This is a genomic window from Burkholderia sp. Ax-1724 (assembly GCF_011752995.1).
GTDB lineage: Bacteria > Pseudomonadota > Gammaproteobacteria > Burkholderiales > Burkholderiaceae > Paraburkholderia.
In genome coordinates, this window is the sequence record NZ_VWWL01000001.1 from 117169 (window position 1) to 136639 (window position 19471).

The 19471-nt window shown below is 63.3% G+C and carries 15 protein-coding genes; 9 read left to right on the top strand and 6 right to left on the bottom strand.

What is annotated here, in order from left to right; all coding sequences use genetic code 11:
• Positions 1–28 precede the first annotated feature (28 nt).
• Positions 29–2158, bottom strand: coding sequence for a DNA mismatch repair endonuclease MutL (gene mutL / locus F3J19_RS00500; RefSeq protein WP_167036066.1), 2130 nt, complete (start codon positions 2156–2158; stop codon positions 29–31).
• 218 nt (positions 2159–2376) lie between these two features.
• Here mutL and F3J19_RS00505 point away from each other — a divergent pair, with 218 nt between their 5' ends.
• A complete protein-coding gene (locus F3J19_RS00505; RefSeq protein ID WP_167036069.1) occupies positions 2377–3048 on the top strand; it encodes a VTT domain-containing protein in 672 nt (223 codons plus the stop codon).
• 189 nt (positions 3049–3237) lie between these two features.
• Here the strand turns inward: F3J19_RS00505 and F3J19_RS00510 are convergent, their stop codons facing one another.
• Positions 3238–4056, bottom strand: coding sequence for a mechanosensitive ion channel family protein (locus tag F3J19_RS00510; protein WP_167036072.1), 819 nt, complete (start codon positions 4054–4056; stop codon positions 3238–3240).
• A 193-nt stretch (positions 4057–4249) separates the two neighbouring features.
• Positions 4250–4624: a hypothetical protein gene (locus F3J19_RS00515; protein ID WP_167036075.1), complete on the bottom strand. Its 375-nt coding sequence runs from the start codon at positions 4622–4624 to the stop codon at positions 4250–4252.
• 20 nt (positions 4625–4644) lie between these two features.
• Here F3J19_RS00515 and F3J19_RS00520 point away from each other — a divergent pair, with 20 nt between their 5' ends.
• From F3J19_RS00520 to F3J19_RS00550, 7 genes are all read left to right on the top strand, one after another.
• Complete coding sequence (locus F3J19_RS00520) at positions 4645–4896, top strand: hypothetical protein (protein WP_167036078.1); 252 nt, start codon at positions 4645–4647, stop codon at positions 4894–4896.
• Positions 4897–5288: 392 nt separating this feature from the next.
• Positions 5289–7505 carry a catalase/peroxidase HPI gene (gene katG, locus F3J19_RS00525; RefSeq protein WP_167036080.1) on the top strand — a complete coding sequence of 739 codons (2217 nt, stop codon included), beginning with the start codon at positions 5289–5291 and terminating at the stop codon, positions 7503–7505.
• 411 nt (positions 7506–7916) lie between these two features.
• Positions 7917–9053: a muconate/chloromuconate family cycloisomerase gene (locus F3J19_RS00530; RefSeq protein WP_167036082.1), complete on the top strand. Its 1137-nt coding sequence runs from the start codon at positions 7917–7919 to the stop codon at positions 9051–9053.
• Between the two features lie 29 nt (positions 9054–9082).
• Complete coding sequence (gene catC / locus F3J19_RS00535) at positions 9083–9373, top strand: muconolactone Delta-isomerase (RefSeq protein ID WP_167036084.1); 291 nt, start codon at positions 9083–9085, stop codon at positions 9371–9373.
• Between the two features lie 77 nt (positions 9374–9450).
• The gene (catA, locus tag F3J19_RS00540) at positions 9451–10386 is read left to right on the top strand and encodes a catechol 1,2-dioxygenase (protein ID WP_167036086.1); all 936 of its coding nucleotides are present in this window, start codon (positions 9451–9453) and stop codon (positions 10384–10386) included.
• A 243-nt stretch (positions 10387–10629) separates the two neighbouring features.
• The gene (locus tag F3J19_RS00545) at positions 10630–11886 is read left to right on the top strand and encodes a GTPase (RefSeq protein ID WP_167036089.1); all 1257 of its coding nucleotides are present in this window, start codon (positions 10630–10632) and stop codon (positions 11884–11886) included.
• Positions 11883–13463: a dynamin family protein gene (locus tag F3J19_RS00550; RefSeq protein ID WP_167036092.1), complete on the top strand. Its 1581-nt coding sequence runs from the start codon at positions 11883–11885 to the stop codon at positions 13461–13463. The genes F3J19_RS00545 and F3J19_RS00550 overlap by 4 nt, the downstream gene beginning before the upstream one ends.
• Before the next feature lie 48 nt (positions 13464–13511).
• Here F3J19_RS00550 and F3J19_RS00555 read toward each other — a convergent pair whose 3' ends face one another.
• Positions 13512–14909 carry an ATP-binding protein gene (locus F3J19_RS00555; protein ID WP_167036094.1) on the bottom strand — a complete coding sequence of 466 codons (1398 nt, stop codon included), beginning with the start codon at positions 14907–14909 and terminating at the stop codon, positions 13512–13514.
• Positions 14896–15603 carry a response regulator transcription factor gene (locus F3J19_RS00560; RefSeq protein WP_167036097.1) on the bottom strand — a complete coding sequence of 236 codons (708 nt, stop codon included), beginning with the start codon at positions 15601–15603 and terminating at the stop codon, positions 14896–14898. Before F3J19_RS00560 ends, F3J19_RS00555 begins: the two co-directional genes overlap by 14 nt.
• A gap of 854 nt (positions 15604–16457) precedes the next feature.
• Here F3J19_RS00560 and F3J19_RS00565 point away from each other — a divergent pair.
• The gene (locus F3J19_RS00565) at positions 16458–18221 is read left to right on the top strand and encodes a hypothetical protein (RefSeq protein WP_167036100.1); all 1764 of its coding nucleotides are present in this window, start codon (positions 16458–16460) and stop codon (positions 18219–18221) included.
• A gap of 82 nt (positions 18222–18303) precedes the next feature.
• On the opposite strand, the gene F3J19_RS00570 is transcribed toward F3J19_RS00565, so the two are convergent.
• A complete protein-coding gene (locus F3J19_RS00570; RefSeq protein ID WP_167036103.1) occupies positions 18304–19332 on the bottom strand; it encodes an alcohol dehydrogenase catalytic domain-containing protein in 1029 nt (342 codons plus the stop codon).
• Positions 19333–19471: the final 139 nt, after the last annotated feature.

A 19471-nucleotide genomic window follows, 5' to 3' on the forward strand; every position in this document is an offset into this window, starting at 1 on the left:
TCGCAACGGTTTCATTCAACGCAGCGCGTTATTGCCCGCGCATGAACAGCCGATCGAGATCGGCGAGCGTCAGCTGATACCAGGTCGGCCGCCCGTGGTTGCATTGGTCGGCGCGTTCGGTTGCTTCCATCTGGCGCAACAGCGCATTCATTTCGTCGAGCGTCAGACGCCGGTTCGCGCGTACCGCGTGATGGCAGGCGAGCGTGCCGAGCAGTTCGTGCTGGCGCTCGGTCAGCACGCGCGAGCCACCGAACGCGTGCAGGTCGGACAGTACCGCGCGCGCGAGCGCCTGCAGATCGGCGTCTTTCAGCAGCGCGGGCACCGCGCGGATCGCGAGCGTGGTCGGCGAGAGCACCGCGAGGTCGAAGCCGAGCGCGTCGAGCGTGTCGCGCTCTTCCTCGACCGTGCCGATTTCGACCGGGTCGGCCTGCATCGTCTGCGGGATCAGCAGCGGCTGCACGGCAATTGCGCGATCGGCGAGCGCGTTCTTGAACTGCTCGTAGAGGATGCGTTCGTGCGCGGCGTGCATGTCGACGATCACGAGCCCGTGGCGATTCTGCGCGAGCACATAGATGCCGTGAACCTGGCCGAGCGCGAAGCCGAGCGGCTGGTCGTCGGCGGCGTCGAACGTGCTTGCGCCGAACGGTGCGGCGGAAAACGGCGCGGCGGGTGCCGTCGTGCCGTAGGGCGCGGTCGTTTCGGCGGCCGAATCGCGCGCCTCGAACAGCGAGGCCCCTTCGACCCGCCCGGCAAGCGGGTCCTTGCGGCCGAACAGCGCGTCGTAGCCCGCGAGCGGTTGCGCGACCGGTAGCGTGCCTTGCGTCATGCGCGCCTGGCGCATCCAGGTGTTGCCGGGCTGCGAGCCGCCGAATCCGCCGGAGCCGGTGCGGGCGCCGGTGCCGAAACCGGCTCCCGAAGCGCCGCCTGACATACCGGCACCCGAGCCGAAGCCGCCGCCCGCGCTGCCGGCACCGCCTGCGCTACTTGCACCACTTGCACCGCCCAACGGCGTCGCCCCAAACGAAGCCGGCTCACCCGCTGTCGGCTCCAGGTGTGCCGCATGTCCGCCCGCCGTCGTTTCCGGCGACGCGCCCGCGTGCCGCGCAAGCGCGCGCTGCACCGCGTGGAACACGAACTGGTGGATCGAGCGCGAATCGCGGAAACGCACTTCGATCTTCGACGGATGCACGTTCACGTCGACGCCTTCGGGCGGCAGATCGAGGAACAGCACGTAGGACGGAAAGCGCTCGCCGTGCAGCACGTCTTCATAAGCGGCGCGCACCGCGTGGGTGAGCAGCTTGTCGCGCACGAAGCGGCCGTTGACGAAGAAATACTGCTGATCGGCGCGGCCGCGGCTCGCGGTCGGCAGACCGGCGCAGCCGTAGATCGCGAGCGGACCGGCGGCTTCGTCGAGCGGCAGATGGGCGGTCGCGAACGTGTCGCCGAGAATCTTCGCGACGCGCACGGGCGGCTCGCTCGCGTTCCAGTGCTCGACGGCCTTGCCGTTATGCAGCACCGAAATCGCGACGTCGGGACGCGCGAGCGCGGCGCGGCGAATCTGTTCGAGGCAATGGCCGAGTTCGGTCTGTTCGCTTTTCAGGAATTTGCGGCGCGCGGGCGTGTTGAAGTACAGCTCGCGGACTTCGATCGTCGTGCCTTGCGTGCCGGCCGCGGGACTCAGCACGCCGGTTTCCGCGTCGATGCGTACCGCGTGCGGCGCGTCGGCCGTGCGGCTCGTGATGCTCATTTGCGCGACCGATGCGATCGACGCCAGCGCTTCGCCGCGGAACCCGAGCGTCGCGACCGCTTCGAGTTCGGCGAGCGAGCGGATCTTGCTGGTCGCGTGGCGCGTCAGGGCGAGCGCGAGTTCGTTTTCGGGGATGCCGCAGCCGTCGTCGGTAATCGAAATGCGTTTGACGCCGCCTTCGTCGAACAGGATGCGCAGCGTTTGCGCGCCCGCGTCGAGCGCATTTTCGAGCAGTTCCTTGACCACCGAGGCCGGCCGTTCGACCACTTCGCCGGCGGCGATCTGGCTGATCAGTTGATCGGGCAGGGGCTGGATCGCGCGCAACGGACGCGGCGCGGGCGCGGTGCCGGACGTGTCGGGGTGCGCGGCCGCGGCGGGGGCGCCGGCAGGCGTTTCGGAAAATTCTGACATGGCGAAATTATAGCGACTCGGCGCCAGGGGCTCGCGGGCATGCCTCATGCGTGCCGATCGTACGGCCCGGTGCGGCAGATTTTTAATCGCGCCGAGGCACTTTATGTATCATGTCGCGGTCAATTCGCAACGGTTTGCGATACTGCATGCCGGCTCTCTCCGCAGGCCGCGCGGCGGCCGTTTTTCCACGCTCATATTCGCTCGATAAAGGACGTTCCTTGGATACGTTGCTACATTTCGTCAACCTTGTCCTGCACATCGACAAGTTTCTCGGGGACTTCATTCACGTGTACGGCGCCTGGGTCTATGCGGTGCTGTTCCTGATCGTGTTCGCCGAAACCGGGCTCGTCGTTCTGCCGTTTCTGCCGGGCGATTCGCTGCTGTTCATCGGCGGCGCTTTCTGCGCGACCGGGCAGATGAACCTCGGCGCGCTGATCCTGCTGCTGCTGATCGCGGCGGTCACCGGCAATACCACCAACTATCTGATCGGGCGCGCCATCGGGCCGCGCGTGTTCAATTCGCATATTCCGGTGCTCGAGCGCTTTCTCGATCGCGCCGCGCTGCAGAAGACGCACAACTTCTACGAGAAGCACGGCGGCAAGACCATCGTGCTCGCACGCTTCATCCCGGTCGTGCGGACCTTCGCGCCGTTCGTCGCGGGCGCCTCGACGATGACGTGGAGCCGGTTCCAGTTCTTCAACGTCATCGGTGCGCTGTCGTGGGTGCTGCTGCTCGTGCTGCTCGGCTACTTCTTCGGCAACATCCCGTTCATCCGTCAGTATCTGAACGTGATCGTGCTCGTCGGTATCGGCGCGGCGATCGTGCCGGTCGTGCTCGGCGGCCTGTGGAAGATGCTGCGCAAGAATGGCGCGAATGCGAGTAACCGCTGAGGTGAGGCGATATCCGCATACCGGTATCGGGTGATAGTGCCGGCCCGTTTTGGGGTACGGATCGGGGCATGAAAATCGGGGCATGAATCAGAGCATGAAAAAGGGGTCGCTAGTTTAGCGACCCCTTTTTCATGGTGCCTGCTGTACTGAAGCCGTATTTCCTGTCTGCGCGCCCGTCGCCTTTTCCGATCAATCGCGTGTGACTGCGCGCGGCGCCAGCGGCGTTTCCGGCGTCGGATAACCGGCTTCCTTGAAGGTCTCTATGATCGCGCGATTCGTGTCGAAATAGACCTGCCAGTAGTTCTGGTTCGACGTATAAGGGCGCACGCACAGCAAAGGCCCTTCCGGCGTGAAGCTCAATACCTCGATATCCGGCGCGGGGCTCTCGACGACATTGGGAATTTTCGTCACGGCCGCTTTGAGGCGCGCCATCGCATCGGCCGGGTCGACGCCATTGGCGATCTTCGCCGTCAGCTCGACCCGGCGCACCGGCAATACGCTGTAGTTCGAGATCGTGTCGGAGAAGATCTTGTTGTTGCCGACGATCGTCGTGACGTTGTCGGGCGTCACGATCGTGGTGCCGAACAGACCCAGTTCCGTGACCGTGCCGGTGACGCCGGCCGCGGTGACGAAATCGCCGACCTTGAACGGCCGCAGCACCTGCATGAATATGCCGGCCGCGAAGTGCGCGAGCAGACCGCCCCATGCCGTGCCGATCGCGAGACCGAGACCGGCGAGCAAGGCCGCGAACGAAGTGGTCTGTACGCCGAAGATCTGCAGGATCGCAAGAACGAGCAGCAGGTTCAGCAAGGCGCCGACAATCGAGCTGAGATAGTGAGCGAGAGTGGGATCGACACGGCCGTTGCGCACGACCAGCTTGCGCAGCAGCCCGGTGATGAGGCCGATGATCCAGCGGCCGACGATCCACAGGACGATTGCCCCGACGACCTTGGTGCCGAGGTCGATGCCTCGGGTCATGATGAAGACACGTACGGTTTCAAGATCCAAGATGTACCTCGTTGGATAAGTTGCCATGAACTGATTGAACGGCGCTGGTGCAATACAGCGGCAAATGCTTAGGCGACGGGCGCGACCGGCGAAACCCGGTCCTCGGGAGTTATAGCCGACCGCGCCCGCATGCGCAAGGACCGTTCCTGCTCGTGGCGAGGGCGCTCGGCGTGCGTGGGGCCTGCGCGTCGGCTCAGATGCGCAGACGCGATTCCGAATACGGCGACGTGGAGATCACGATCGTCTTGCAGGCGTCGAGCTTCGTCGAGCGTCGGCGGCGTGCCACGTAGTGCCATGCGAACGCGACCATGATCGCCAGCACATAGGCGCCCGAGCGCTGGAAAAATGTTGCCGTTCGTGAAAATTGCCCGTAGCGGCTCTGCGCATCGGCGAACACGACGAAGGTCAGCACGATATCGAGGACAAGTGCGATCGCGGCGAGTGCGGCGAACACGCGCGGACCACTCAGCGTGGCGCCGGCGCCGAGCCGGTTGTACAGGCCGCACGCGAGCGACACGCCGGCAAGCAGGGCGAGATTGACAAGGATGTCTAACAGAAAGTGGGTCATATCGATCCAATGAAAGCGTAGTGCGCCGTGGCGTCGCCGAAACGTCCGCTTGTGCAACGTATCGGGCATGCCGTGTTGATCTGGCGGCGGCGATCATTACATATCTTCCTGTCTCGATAAATAAGCACGCGATGTCGATCGAGCACAAACCGCAACGCGGCTATGCAACGGACATTGGCAAAAATTTTGCGTCTGCAACATTTTTTGTCGCCCGTCTTTGTCGCCAATCATCACGTATGAAAACCGGACGTGAATTAACCGTCTACGGCTGATGTCCACGAAGCACTTCCATCGAGCTCTATGCGTACGGGCTATTTGAATTGAATGCCTCGGCTGCGAACCTGACACATCGCTGTCGCTCGTGCGCAGTAATCTCTTTCCTATACTGGTCCGGGATTGCGCATGGAAAGCCGCGCCCGATTGCTGCCTCTCGACGTATTCGCAACACGATCGACCAATTGCGCGTAGAGTCAACGCCTGCGCATGATGTCGAGGTGTGATCGACGGCAGCGCAGCGAACTATACGGCGTTAGTTTTTTTCTCTCGCCCGAATCGAATAAGTCAATTTCCGTTGCCGACCCGAAGCCAATATTATGTCTAAGGTACCCGGAGTTTGGCCGAGGCCGGGTAGGTAATCATTGAACACGGTTGAAGGAGATAACGCATGTCAAGCGAAGCAAAATGCCCATTCAAGCATACTGCCGGGAGTGGCACGACCAACCGCGACTGGTGGCCGAAGCAGTTGCGACTGGACCTGCTCAGCCAACATTCCACCAAGTCCAATCCGCTGGACAAGGACTTCAACTACGCTGAAGCATTCAAGAGTCTCGATCTGGCTGCCGTCAAGAAGGATCTCGCGGCGCTGATGACCGACTCGCAGGAGTGGTGGCCGGCCGACTTTGGTCACTATGGGCCGCTGTTTATCCGTATGGCATGGCATAGCGCCGGCACGTACCGCACCGGCGATGGCCGTGGAGGTGGCGGCCGCGGTCAGCAGCGGTTCGCGCCGCTCAACAGCTGGCCCGATAACGTCAGCCTCGACAAGGCCCGTCGTCTGCTGTGGCCGATCAAGCAAAAATATGGCCAGAAGATTTCCTGGGCCGATCTGCTGATCCTCACCGGCAACGTCGCGCTCGAAACCATGGGCTTCAAGACTTTCGGTTTCGCCGGCGGTCGCGAGGACACGTGGGAGCCGGACCACGACGTCTATTGGGGCGCGGAAACGACCTGGCTCGGTGGCGATCTGCGCTATGGCAAGGGTGCGGCTGCCGACCCGCAGACACAGAGCGCCGAGGCAGGCCGCAATCTCGAGAATCCGCTCGGCGCGGTGCAGATGGGTCTCATCTACGTGAACCCCGAAGGGCCGGATGGCAATCCCGATCCGCTCGCGGCGGCTTTCGACATTCGCGATACGTTCGGGCGCATGGCGATGAACGACGAGGAAACCGTTGCGCTGATCGCCGGCGGCCACACGTTCGGCAAGACGCACGGCGCTGGTCCGGCCAGCAACGTCGGCCCTGAACCCGAAGCGGCCGACCTCGAGAACCAGGGGCTCGGCTGGCGCAACAGCTTCGGCACCGGCAGTGGCCGCGACGCGATCACGAGCGGTCTCGAAGTGACGTGGACTACCACGCCGACGAAGTGGGGCATGGGCTTCTTCGAAAACCTGTTCGGCTACGAATGGGAACTGACGAAGAGCCCGGCCGGCGCGCATCAATGGGTCGCGAAGAACGCGGGCGAAACCATTCCGCATGCCTATGACGCGTCGAAAAAGCTGCTGCCGACGATGCTCACGACCGATCTCTCGCTGCGCTTCGATCCGGCCTACGAAAAAATCTCGCGCCACTTCATGGCGAATCCGGATGCGTTCGCCGATGCGTTCGCGCGTGCATGGTTCAAGCTGACGCACCGCGACATGGGTCCGCGCTCGCGCTACCTCGGCCCGGAAGTGCCGGCCGAAGAACTGCTCTGGCAAGACCCGATTCCGGCCGTGAATCATCCGCTCGTCGACGCGCAGGACATTGCCGCGCTCAAGCAGAAAATCCAGGCATCGGGACTTAGCGTCGCGCAACTGGTGTCGACCGCGTGGGCCTCGGCTTCGACCTTCCGCGGCTCGGATATGCGCGGCGGCGCCAACGGTGCGCGTATCCGTCTTGCACCGCAAAAGGACTGGGACGCCAACCAGCCCGCGGAACTGGCGAAGGTGCTGAAGGTGCTCGAAGGCATCCAGAGCGAGTTCAACGGCAGCGCAGCGGGCGGCAAGAAGGTCTCGCTCGCGGACCTGATCGTGCTGGCGGGCGGCGTCGGTATCGAGCAGGCGGCACAGAAGGCTGGCCAGAGTGTCGACGTGCCGTTCTCGCCGGGCCGCATGGATGCCTCGCAGGAGCAGACCGACGTGGAATCGGTCGGCATGCTCGAACCGGTTGCCGATGGTTTCCGCAACTACCTGAAGGGCAAGTTCGCGTTGCCGGCCGAAGCGTTGCTGATCGACAAGGCGCAACTGCTGACGCTGAGCGCGCCGGAAATGACGGCACTGGTCGGCGGTCTGCGCGTGCTGAACGTCAATGCCGGCAAGCATGCGCAGGGCGTCTTCACCGATCGTCCCGAAACGCTGAGCAACGACTTCTTCCGCAACCTGCTCGATATGAACACGGAGTGGAAGCCGCTCTCCGAGGAGCGGGATGCGTTCGAGGGACGTGATCGCAAGACCGGTCAGGTGAAGTGGACCGGTTCGCGCGTCGATCTGGTGTTCGGTTCGAACTCCGTGTTGCGCTCTCTCTCCGAAGTCTATGCAAGCGGAGACGGGCAGCAGAAGTTCCTTCGCGACTTTGTCGCCGCATGGGTCAAGGTGATGAACCTCGACCGGTTCGATCTCGCCTGAGCGGGCCCATGACCTCGTCGGGACGAAGCGTTCCGGCGAGGTCGGCAAGTACGCGAATCGACGCGAGTCCGACATGAAGCCGTGATGCCTTGCGGCACTTTGCTTCGGAAAACCACCAAGGGTTACAGCGCTTCATGCCTGTAACCCTTTGTTGTTCGTGGCGAGCGGTATGGATTCGACGACCCGCACTCAGCCTGTCGGAGAAGGGGGGAAGCCACTGGAACGGCTGCGAAAAGTCGTCCGGATCTCGATACCCGAAATATATGATCGATCTCGAAACCCCAGAGTAGCAGGCGTTCCGGCCCATACCATGCTTTCAAGGTATGAAAAACGACTGGAACAGTATTGGACGCTCTCAGTACGCCGCGTGTATAAAACACACACTGTGACCGCACTGAAGCAGCCTCCGCCATGACCACTCCGACGATCGAACGTATCGAAACCTGCCTCGTCGATTTGCCGACGATTCGCCCTCACAAGCTCTCGGTTGCCACGATGCACGGCCAAACGCTGATGCTCGTGAAGGTCTATTGCAGCGACGGCATCGTCGGCATCGGCGAAGGCACCACGATCGCCGGCATGGCCTACGGCCCGGAAAGCCCGGAAGCGATGAAGCTCGCCATCGACACCTACTTCGCACCGGCCATGCTCGGCCAGGACGCGACGCGCATCCAGGCGTTGATGGCGCATCTCGGCAAGCTGGTCAAGGTCAATCACTTCTCGAAGAGCGCGCTCGAAACCGCGCTGCTCGATGCACACGGCAAACGCCTCGGCGTGCCGGTCAGCGAACTGCTCGGCGGCCGCCGCCGCGAGCGCTTGCCGGTCGCATGGACGCTCGCTTCGGGCGATACCGCGAAAGATATCGCCGAGGCCGAGCATATGCTCGACATTCGCCGCCATCGGATCTTCAAGCTGAAGATCGGCGCGAAAGAACTCAAGACCGACATCAAGCACGTTGCCGACATCAAGAAGGCGGTGGGCGAGCGCGCCGCGGTGCGTGTCGACGTCAACATGGCCTGGAGCTCGACGCAGGCGGCATGGGCGATTCCCGCGCTGGCCGATGCCGGCTGCGAACTGGTGGAGCAGCCGGTTGCGTCCGTCGTGGCGCTGGCGCGCCTGATGCGCCGTTTCCCGGTCGCGCTGATGGCCGACGAAATCCTGCAAGGCCCGGAAAGCGCATTCGAGATCGCGAAGAGCGGTGCGGCCGACGTGTTCGCGATCAAGATCGAGCAGAGCGGCGGTCTGTTCGCCGCGCAGCGCGTCGCCGCGATTGCCGACGCCGCCGGTATCGAACTGTACGGCGGCACGATGCTGGAAGGCGCGTTCAGCACGATCGCCTCGGCGCATCTGTTCGCGAGCTTTGCGAACCTGCAGTGGGGCACCGAACTGTTCGGGCCGCTGCTGATTACCGAAGAAATTCTGACCACACCGCTGGATTACAGCGACTTCGAGTTGACCGTGCCGAATGGCCCGGGTCTGGGCATCGAACTGGACGAAGCGAAGCTCAGGCGTTTCACCCGCGACGGGCTGCGGAAAGTCACTCGATAACCCCGACAACCACCGATAGGGTGCCGACCATGCTTTACCACGTACGAATGGATGTGAATATTCCGGCCGACATGCCGGCCGATGTCGCCAATGAAATCAAGGCGCGCGAAAAGGCCTATTCGCAGGACCTGCAGCGCAGCGGCAAGTGGCGCCATATCTGGCGTCTTGCCGGCGAGTACGCGAACTACAGCATTTTCGATGTAGAGAGCAATGCCGAGCTGCACGACATTCTGACCGGCTTGCCGCTATTTCCGTACATGAAAATTTCGGTGACGCCGCTGTGCCGTCACCCGTCGTCGATTCGCGACGGCGACGCCTGAGCCAGCGGAGCAGGCCGCTCCTCCGGGCGCGGACCCGCACTGAGCCATTTCCCCTGATACACATGGAGACTGTCATCATGAACGTCAAAGTATTCCAGAGCAAGGAAGCGCAGGACCTGTTGAAGGCCGCATCGAATATCGACGGCAGCAACGGCAATGTACGTTTTCAACAGATCATTCATCGTCTGCTCGGCGATCTGTTCAAGGCCGTCGACGATCTCGACATCACGCCCGACGAAGTCTGGGCCGGCGTCAACTACCTGAACAAACTCGGTCAGGATGGCGAAGCGGCGCTGCTCGCCGCGGGCCTCGGCCTCGAGAAGTATCTCGACATCCGTATGGATGCCGCCGACAAACAGGACGGTCTCGACGGCGGCACGCCGCGCACCATCGAAGGCCCGCTCTATGTCGCGGGCGCGCCGGTGCGCGATGGCATGTCGAAGCTCGACATCAACCCCGACGAGGACGCCGGCCCGCTCGTGATTCACGGCACGGTCACGGGTCCGGACGGCAAGCCGGTTGCGGGTGCGGTCGTCGAATGCTGGCACGCGAATTCGAAGGGCTTCTATTCGCACTTCGACCCGACGGGCGCGCAGAGCGAGTTCAATCTGCGTGGCGCGGTGAAAACCGGCGCCGACGGCAAATACGAATTCCGTACGCTGATGCCGGTCGGTTACGGCTGCCCGCCGCATGGCGCCACCCAGCAGTTGCTGAACGGGCTCGGCCGTCACGGTAACCGCCCCGCTCACGTGCACATCTTCGTCACCGACGACAAGCACCGCAAGCTGACGACGCAGTTCAACATCGAAGGCGATCCGCTGATCTGGGACGACTTCGCCTACGCGACGCGTGAAGAACTGATTCCGCCTGTTGTCGAGAAGACTGGTGGTGAAGCGCTGGGTCTGAAGGGCGATGCATACAAGTCGATTCAGTTCGACGTCAGGCTGACGCCGCTGGTCCAGGGTAAGGACAACCAGGTCGTCAACCGGCGGCGTGCTTCGGCTGCGGCTTAACGCGGGACATAGCGGCGGCGCGTGAGCGTCGCCGCTTGTTTTTCCGGCGTAGCGAAGTTCGCACTGCGTTTGCAGCCATGTTTGCAGCCACATTCGCAGCCACGTTCGCTTCAACGCTTGCATTACCCGGCGCGTGCGAGTTCATTGCCTCGTGCGCGGCCGCTGTCAGATTACTATCGAAAAATCGGTGCCGGCATGCCACGCCATGCCGCCCGACGTTCAATAAAGAGGTGGGAGCCAACAGTGTCCAGTGAAATGCGTGAGCAGGCAGCACGCGATGTCCTTGCCGTACTGCCCGATCGAGCCAACGATCTGGCGCGGCTGCGCATCCTTGTCGATGGCGACGAGCCCGTCGTGACCGTCATTGGCAAATACAACCACGGCAAGAGCAGTCTGCTCAACGAATTGATCGGCCGCGAGACCTTTGCGGTTTCCGACCGGCGTGAAACGGTGAGCCTCGCGGATAACGTGCATCGAGGCGTGCGCTGGCTCGACGCGCCGGGGCTCGACGCCGACGTGGGTACCGCCGACGATCGCCATGCGCTGCAAGCGGTATGGCTCAGGTCGGACATTCGTCTCTTCGTGCATGCCGCCAAGGAAGGCGAACTCGACGGAAAGGAAACGGCGCTCTTCGCCGAATTGAATGCAGACGGCGCGAGAACGCGGCGTCAAACGTTTTTCGTGCTCTCGCAAGCCGACCAGCTGGCCGACGAGGTCGAACTCGACAAAGTCTGCACGGCGATCGGCAAGCAGGTGCCGGGCACGGAGCTGAACGTCGTTTCGTCGATGCGCAATCGCAAAGCGCTCGAAGGCGGCAAGCAGCTTCTGCTTGAGAAAAGCGGCATTCCCGCGCTGCGCGCCGCGTTGCACTCGGCGCTCGAGCGCGTGCCGCAGGCGCGGGCACATGAAGTCGCGCTCGTGTTCGACGACATCCGCGAGGAATGTCGCGCGCTGCGTGCCGGGCACGAGACAACGCTCGCTGCGCTGCGCGAAACGCAGCAGCGTCAGGCGCTCGAATTTCGTCAGGGCCTGAAGGCGGTCATCGAGAAGGTGAGCGGCGACATCGAGGCGATGTTGAATGCGCTCGGCACCGATCACGCGGCGATACCGGATTCCGCGCAGGACGCTTATGCGATCACCGCCGGAAAGGTGGAGCGCGGGCACATTCAGATTGCCTACTCGCGTGCCTGCATCGAAATGGATGGTTTTCTGGTCGGGCACGGCGTGGATGGTTTGCCGCCGGAACAGGAAACGAGCTCACGCCGCATGAATTCGGTGATGATCGCCGTGATGGGCGTGTCCGTGAAATTCCGCAAGGACTTGCGCAGGATGTTCTGCGAAGCGGCGGGGCGCGAACGCATGCAGCGCGAGTTCACGCACTACTACGAGCTATCCGACGACCGGCGCGCATTAGCCGGGCGGATCGCGCAAACGCAAGCCGCGATCGTCGCCGCGGAACAGGCATCGGCCGCGTTGCGCACACTGGAAGCGCGCGCATGAAAGCGGACGTGAGCAACGAACTGCGCTTTATCGCCGAAGTCGACGGGTTCGAATTCGTCGAGCGCGATATCGGCAAGATTCTGCACTCGCTGGATGCCTGGCTGGCGAAGCTGAACGCCGATCTGCACGACCATCTTCTCGCCGGCGATGGTTTGAAAGAGCAGAGCGCATTGGCCGCTCAGGCGGCTGCCATCAACGCCGTACTGCAAAACAATTCACAGGCGTGTGCCCGGCAATGGGCCGATCTGGAATCCGCCCAGGCGCTGGCCGACTCCTTCGATGAGAATGCCTTGCTGCTCGTATTCGGCAAGTTCAACGCCGGCAAAAGTTCGTTCTGCAATTTTCTCGCGGACCGCTTCGTCGCGCACGGCAAGGCCGTGCAGTATTTCCATGTCGATGCGGGCCGCGTCGTCGAGACGGCGGAGCGCTTCAGCGAAGGCGCGACCGAAACGACGTCGCGTCTGCAAGGCGTGCGTCTCGGCGAAAAGCTCGTCTTGCTGGACACGCCCGGCTTGCACTCGGTGACGCCGGACAATGCGGCGCTGACGCAGCGCTTTATCGACAGTGCCGATGCGGTGATCTGGCTGACCAGTTCGACGTCGCCGGGGCAAGTGCAGGAGCTCGACGAGTTGGGCCGCGAACTGCATCGCAACAAGCCGCTGCTGCCGGTCGTGACACGCAGTGACGTGTACGAGGAAGACGAAGTCGACGGCGAGATCGTCAAGCTTCTGTGCAACAAGACGGTGCAGGGCCGTGCGCTGCAGGAGGCCGACGTCGAAGCGCGCGCGCGGCAAAAGCTCGTGGAAATGGACGTGGATGCCGCGTTGCTGAAGCGGCCCGTGTCGATCTCCGCGTACACGGCACGCATGCAGGGCGAGACGCCGCCGGCCTTGAGCGAAGCGGGATTCGAACGGCTGTACGCGGCGTTGCTTTCCATCACCGAGCCGGCGCTCGTCTACAAGCGGCGCAAGCGGGTGGAGATAGTGCTGCACCATCTGGAAGAGAACGTGCTCGGCAAGTTATGCGGCGAAGTGCTGCCGCTGCTCGCGGAGCTGGATGCGGCATCGCAGGCGGCGCGCGATCTGCTCGAACGACAGCAGGAGCGGATCGTCAACGCCGTATGGCGCGGCATTCTGCCGACGTTGCCGGCATTGCTCGAACAGCATGCTGAGGAACGTGACGTGCCGGCGATCCGCGAGAGCCTGTCGCGTGCGATTCACGAGGCGTTTTCGCGCGAGGCGAACACGCAGTTCGCCGATTACGTCATCGCAAACGAGGCAACGGTCGTGACCCTCGATCTCGATCAGGCGGTGGGTTTCGAGAGCATCGTGCTCGCGTATCCCGAGACGGACGGAAGCCTGCGCGAAGTCGTGGCCGTCGATTATCAGAAGCTGCACGCCGCGCTGAAACAGGCGATTCATACGAGCGTGCTGCGCCTTGCCCGCAAGGCCGGCAAACAGTGCAATGCTTCGCTCGAGCGCCTGATCGAACTTACAGGACGACTGAAGAATGCGTTGGGTCTTCACGCCCAGGGCTTGTTGGCGCTGAAAAGCGAATTGCGCGCGGAGTTCGATTGAAGGAACGCGCTTCGGTGTTGCCGGTATGCGGCAATGCCTGAGGGCGATTCAATCAACGGCGACGGCAACCTGCATGACAGGACACGGTTGAGACGGGAAGCGCAGCACCATGCGGCAGCCCGGCGCGTTGTCGTGTATTTCGAGCGAGGCGTCGTGTAGCCGCGCAATCGCCGCCACGAGACTGAGGCCGAGGCCGTGCCCCGGCGTCGAGCGGGTGGCCGCCGCGCCGCTGCGGTAAAACGGCCTGAGCACCGCGCGATGCTCGGCGGCCGCGATGCCCGGTCCGTTGTCGGCGATCTGCAATACCGCCTGCGTGCCATGCATGCGCACGTCCGCGGTCACGGCGCCGCCGTGCGGCGTAAATTTCAGCGCATTGTCGAGCAGGTTTTCGATCGCACCGAACAGGAGATCGTAATCGCCGCTCACTTCCACGCGTGCCGAAGCGCTCAGTGCCAGCGAGAGCCGACGGTGTTCGGCCAGCGGCTCGTAGAGTTCCGCCGCGTCGCGCAGGACCGCGTCGAGCGAGATCGTACGGAAGCTCGAACGCCGGCTGCCGGATTCGATTTCCGCGATTCTCAGCAGGGCCGAAAACCGCGCCAGCACGACGTCGGACTGCGCGATGGCTCCATCGATCGCCTGCGCGTAATCGGCTGTCGTCCTGGACCGGTGGCTCGCGCGTTCGAGCCCCGCGCGCAGATGCGTCATCGGCGTGCGCAGATCGTGGGCGACGCCCGCGCACACGCTGCGTACCTCGTCCACGAGGTGCTCGATTTCGTCGAGCATGGTGTTGACGATCATGCTGAGCCGGTCGAGGTCGTCGTGCGTGCCGTGTGTCGGCAGCCGCCGCCCGAGCTGGCCGGCCATGATTTCCCGAGCCGTTTCGCCGACCGCGCGAATACGGCGGTTCGCGAGGCTATTGAGCATCGCGCCGCAGGCAAGCGTGAGCAGGATCGATAGCGTCACGCCCGCGCATAGCGTTTTGACGAGCGTCTGGTCGAAGCGCAGCACGCTGTCGATCGAATGGCCGACCACGATGCGCAGTCCGTCGTCTGTCGGGATGATGATGCCGCGAAAGTGCGCCGTCGATACGCCGGTCCCGTCGTCCACCGTCTGCGTATAGTTGAACGGCACGCGCTCCGGTTCGTGCGGAAGCGTCGGCACGTTGCCGGCGAGCCGTGTACCGTCCGCGTCGAAGATGCCGTAGGGCAGCGTGTCCGCGATATCGCGGCGGCTTAGTGCCGCGATGCGCGAGATGGCCTTGTCGCGACTGATCGCGTGGAATTCGGAGAACTTGCCCTTCAGCCGGTGATCGACTTCGCGCATCAGGTAGCTGCTCGTCAGCCAGTACAGTGACACGAACAGCACCAGCGACGAGACGGCGAATACCAGCAGCAGCCAGCCGGTGCCGCCAGGCTGCACCGGGCAGGTACGTCTAGCCGAACGCATGAAGGATGTAGCCCGTGTTGCGCACCGTGACGATCATCGGCGAGAGCCGGCCCTCGAGGCTGATCTTGCGGCGCAGGCTGCAGATATGCATGTCGATCACGTTGGTCTGTGTGCTGGAGTGGTAATGCCATACCGATTCCAGCAGCATCCTGCGCGTGACGACGTCGCCCGCGTGACGCATCAGGAACAGGAGCAGGCTGTATTCGCGCGGTTTCAGTTCGACCGGATGACCGGCGCGCCGCACCGTGCCGGCCGCCGGATCGACGGTCAGATCGTCGACCCGAAGCGCCGATCCGGCGACGGCGGTGTCGTCGCTCATGCGGCGGCGCCGTAGCAGCGCGTTGAGTCGCGCGGTCAGTTCCAGCCAGTTGAACGGCTTGACCATGTAATCGTCGCCGCCGGTGCGCAGCCCGCGCACGCGCTCGTCGACCGCGTCGAGCGCGCTCAGGATCAGCACCGGCATCTGTTTGCCGATGTTGCGCAGCGTCGCGAGAATCGACAGACCGTCGACGTCGGGCAGCATGCGGTCGAGCACGATCGCGTCGAATTTGCCGTTGGTGGCTTGCAGCAGGCCCTCAAAGCCCGTTGCGACCCATTCGACCTGGAAGCCGTGGTCTTCGAGTGCGGCCGTAATTTCGAGTGCCGCGCCGTCGTCGTCTTCGACGACCAGAATACGTGACTTGCCTGTGGACATGTCGCTTACCGGTTGCCTCGCGGGTTTGTCCACCGGGGACGAAGCGCGTGGCCGGCCACTTCGTTCGTATGCATCGAGTGCCCGGTTTCGCTGAACGCGAAGCCGGGAGAAGAGGCGTGGACGGGGCGGCGTGTTGGCGCCCATTTCGGTTCAGGAGTGCGGTCTATGCCACCTGATATGAGGTGCCTGGAAACGACGTAATAATCCACGGTGCTCCGGCGATATTATTTTCAGAACATTTTCTATATTCATTCATTTAGCCTTCAATGGCGAGAAATTGAAGCTGGGAATGAACGCTGTAAATAAACACTACAAATTTTTTGCGCGACGATGTTATCCGCGATTCCTTATCAATACCTTAAGGGTGTCGAAGAATCGAAGCGGCAGGACTACTGAGGGCGACGGATGGCCGCCAGTCTTCCCCGCTGGTCCGGGCAGATGGGTCCGGTAGCGGACGCTGACCCATCAGTTTCATCGACGGACCACATGATTGACGTCACGGCGCCGCGCCCGCCGCGCCGAGGTCGCCTCCGAGGTTACCTCTATACGTCACGCACGGTACAGGCCCGCACGCTACGGGGAAATCGCGCCCGGCGTTTATAAATGCAAGGCTGACGTAATAGCGATGCCATGCGTCCTGACTAAAGTCCCACCGCAGTTTTTCTGCGCGGTAAATCGTGTAGGTGACCTTTCGGCTCGGCAGCGGCATGGGTAAATCAAGCTAGCCGGTTTAGCCATTCATATACGTTTCCGGCATGGCCTGCTTTTGCTATGCGATGGGACTTATTCCAAATCCAAAATTGATAGAGGTTTGAATGAAAAGTACCGCACTTCGCCTGCTGCCGATTGCAGCAATGACGTCCATGCTTTGGGCTTGCGGCGGTAGCAGCACACCGGGGCAAAGCGGTCCGAACCCGTCGTCGACGCCTTCCGCGCCGAACCCTGCCTCGGGCACCACGCCGACCCCGACCCCGACCGCACAGGCGAGCCTGCTGGTTTCGCGCGGCGTCTATGACCCGAGCTTCACGGTCACGGGCACGCTGCCGTACAACGCCACGCCGGAAACGACCAACGCTTCGCCGGTGAGCGCCGTGACGCCGGGCACCTATCCGAACGTGTTCACGACGGAAGGGACGACCCCCGACGGCAATTTCGGCGTGACCGCCGATATCGTGATCGATCAATGGGCCGCCGGCGCCACCAGCCCGACCACCTATCTCGACGTGACGGCCGCGGCCAAGAAGGGCGGTTTCGATTTCACGACGAGCTTCGCATCGAAGTCGGAACTCGCGATGAACCTGTCGCAGGACGGCACCGCGATTACGTTCAACGGCTATAACGCACCGATCGACTCGATCGATCTCTCGAACTCGAACACGCCGGGCGTGATCGATCCGACCAACCCCGACGTTGCCACGCCGACGTACCGCACGGTCGCCCAGCTCAACCTGGCAACCAAGGCCGTGACGTTTACGAACACCAACGCTTACTCGGGCAACAACGGCCGCGCCTCGGTGCTGGTCGGCGGTCAGTACTACATCGTCGGCAACGCCGGCAACTCGGGTTCGTCGCCGAACCCGACCTATGGCCAGCTCGACATGCTGACCATGAACACGGGCGTGCAGACGCTCGCGGCAGGCAGCAGCTGCGCATTCTCGCAGCCGGTCGGCACGTTCTTCTCGGGCAACAGCAGCACCTACGCGGCACCGACGTCGTGCGGTCTGGGCACGATCACCGACGCGCTGTCGAGCACTACGTTCGCCAAGAAGACCAACGCCGGCGGCAACCAGTTCGGCTTCTCGCTGACCTCGCTCAGCCAGCCGTTCGACAAGACCGGCAAGGATGCCAACTTCCGCGGTCTGTTCCTCGCGCCGGACGGCACCCTGTACGCGTCGAAGGGCAGCGGCGGCAACGGCGTGAACACGGTCTTCCAGGTCGGCGCAACGGGCGCGCTCGCGAACGGCGCGAAGTTCAGCAACCTGCAGAACGTCGCCATCACGCCGCTCTTCACCACGCCGACGACCGCATGGTCGGGCGCGCCGGGCGCCGCCAACGAACCGACGTCGAACGCCACGCTGACCACGGCGCTGACGGCCGCCAGCGTGACGTCGTGGCCGATGAGCTGGAATACGGGCTTCCCGTTCGGCATGTGGATGCCGAAGACCAACACGAACCTGATGTTCGTGGCTGACGAAGGCGACGGCGATCCGGCCGACATGACGATCGGCAGCGGCGGTCTGTGGGTCTATCAGAAGTCGGGCAGCACGTGGACGGCGATCGCCCACCTCACCCAGGGTCTGAATCTCGGCCAGGCGTACACCGTGACCGACACCGCCGGCACGTACGGCACGGCGGGCGCGAAGTACACGACCTCGGCCGACGGTCTGCGCAACATCACCGGCCAGGTCAACAGCGACGGCTCGTACACGATCTACGCGATCACGTCGACGGCCAACAACAGCCTCGGTACGACGTTCGACGCGGGTGCCGATTCGAACCAGCTCGTGAAGATCACGCTGAGCGTGAGCGGCACGACCGTGACGACCTCGGGCTTCTCCGTGATGCAGACAGCGCCGTACGGCCAGGTTCTGCGCGGCGTGACGATGACGAGCCGCTAAGCGGCAACGCTGGCAGGCACCGGACAGGGTCCGGTGCGTTTCGGATGGCCCGCATTCTTCGGAGTGCGGGCCATTTGTCTGGTCAGGCGCGAATCTGTACCTTGATCGAATGCGCGCTTTTGTCCGCGGCGATCCTGAAGGCCTCGTCGATCTCGGCCAGATCCATCTCGTGCGTGACCATCGTCCGAAGCACGTTGCCCTTGCGCGCCAGCAGATCGATCGCGACCTCGAAGTCGTGCTTGCCGTCGATGACGCTATAGCAGTTCGGCAGATGGATGGTGAGCTCGCGTTCGAGGGCCTCGATGATTTCGAGTCCGCGGAAGCCGCGATCGAACGCGCCGAGGACACCCAGCATGCCGAGGTGGCGCACGAGCTTGCACGAGAAGTCGAGCGTGTCGGCCGAGCCGCCCACGGTCTCGATCGCATAGTCGGCGCCGAGGCCATCCGTCACCTGATTGATCTCGCCGGCGGCCGTCGGCAGGTCTAACGAAAGAACCCCCGCCGCGCCCATCTTCAGGGCGGCCTTCGCCTGGACCTCGTGCTTGGCGACCACATAAACCTTCTCGCTGCCGGCGTCGAGTGCCGCCGCCAACGCGGAGAGTCCGATGGTTCCCGCGCCCACGATCACGCCCGTCATGCCCGGACCGATCCCCATGCGCCGCGCCGCATGCACGCCGACGGCGACAGGCTCGACGATGGCGCCGAGCTGATCGTCGACCGCATCCGGAAGCGGAAACACGCCAACCGCCTTCGTCCTCACGAACTCGGCAAAACCGCCGCCGAACGGAAACTCGCGTGCCTGGCAGTGCAGCGCATAGCCGCGCTTGCAAAAAGCACATTTCCCGCACGCGGTGCCGAGCACCATGTCGACGGTGACGCGCCGGCCGAGCAAGGTGTTCGTCACGCCTTCGCCGACCGCAACCACGACGCCGCTCAGTTCGTGGCCCATGGGAAAGCCGGAGCGGCCGGCAAACGTTCGATAGGGATGCAGATCGCTGCCGCAGATGCCGATATTGGCGACCTTCAGAACAACCGTTCCCTGGATGGCCTCGGGTCGCTCCATTTCAATCAGTTCGAGCTTGCGCAGGCCGGTCTGCAGCGCCGCTTTCATGGCACCTCCAGCCGAATAGCATTCCTGATTCAATTGACTGTCCCTCCAGGTTCGTTAGGCAACCCGATTATGGCACGGCACCATCGGACGACCGCCGCCCGCACGGACCGCCGTGCTTTTTCCCGCGACAGCTGCACAC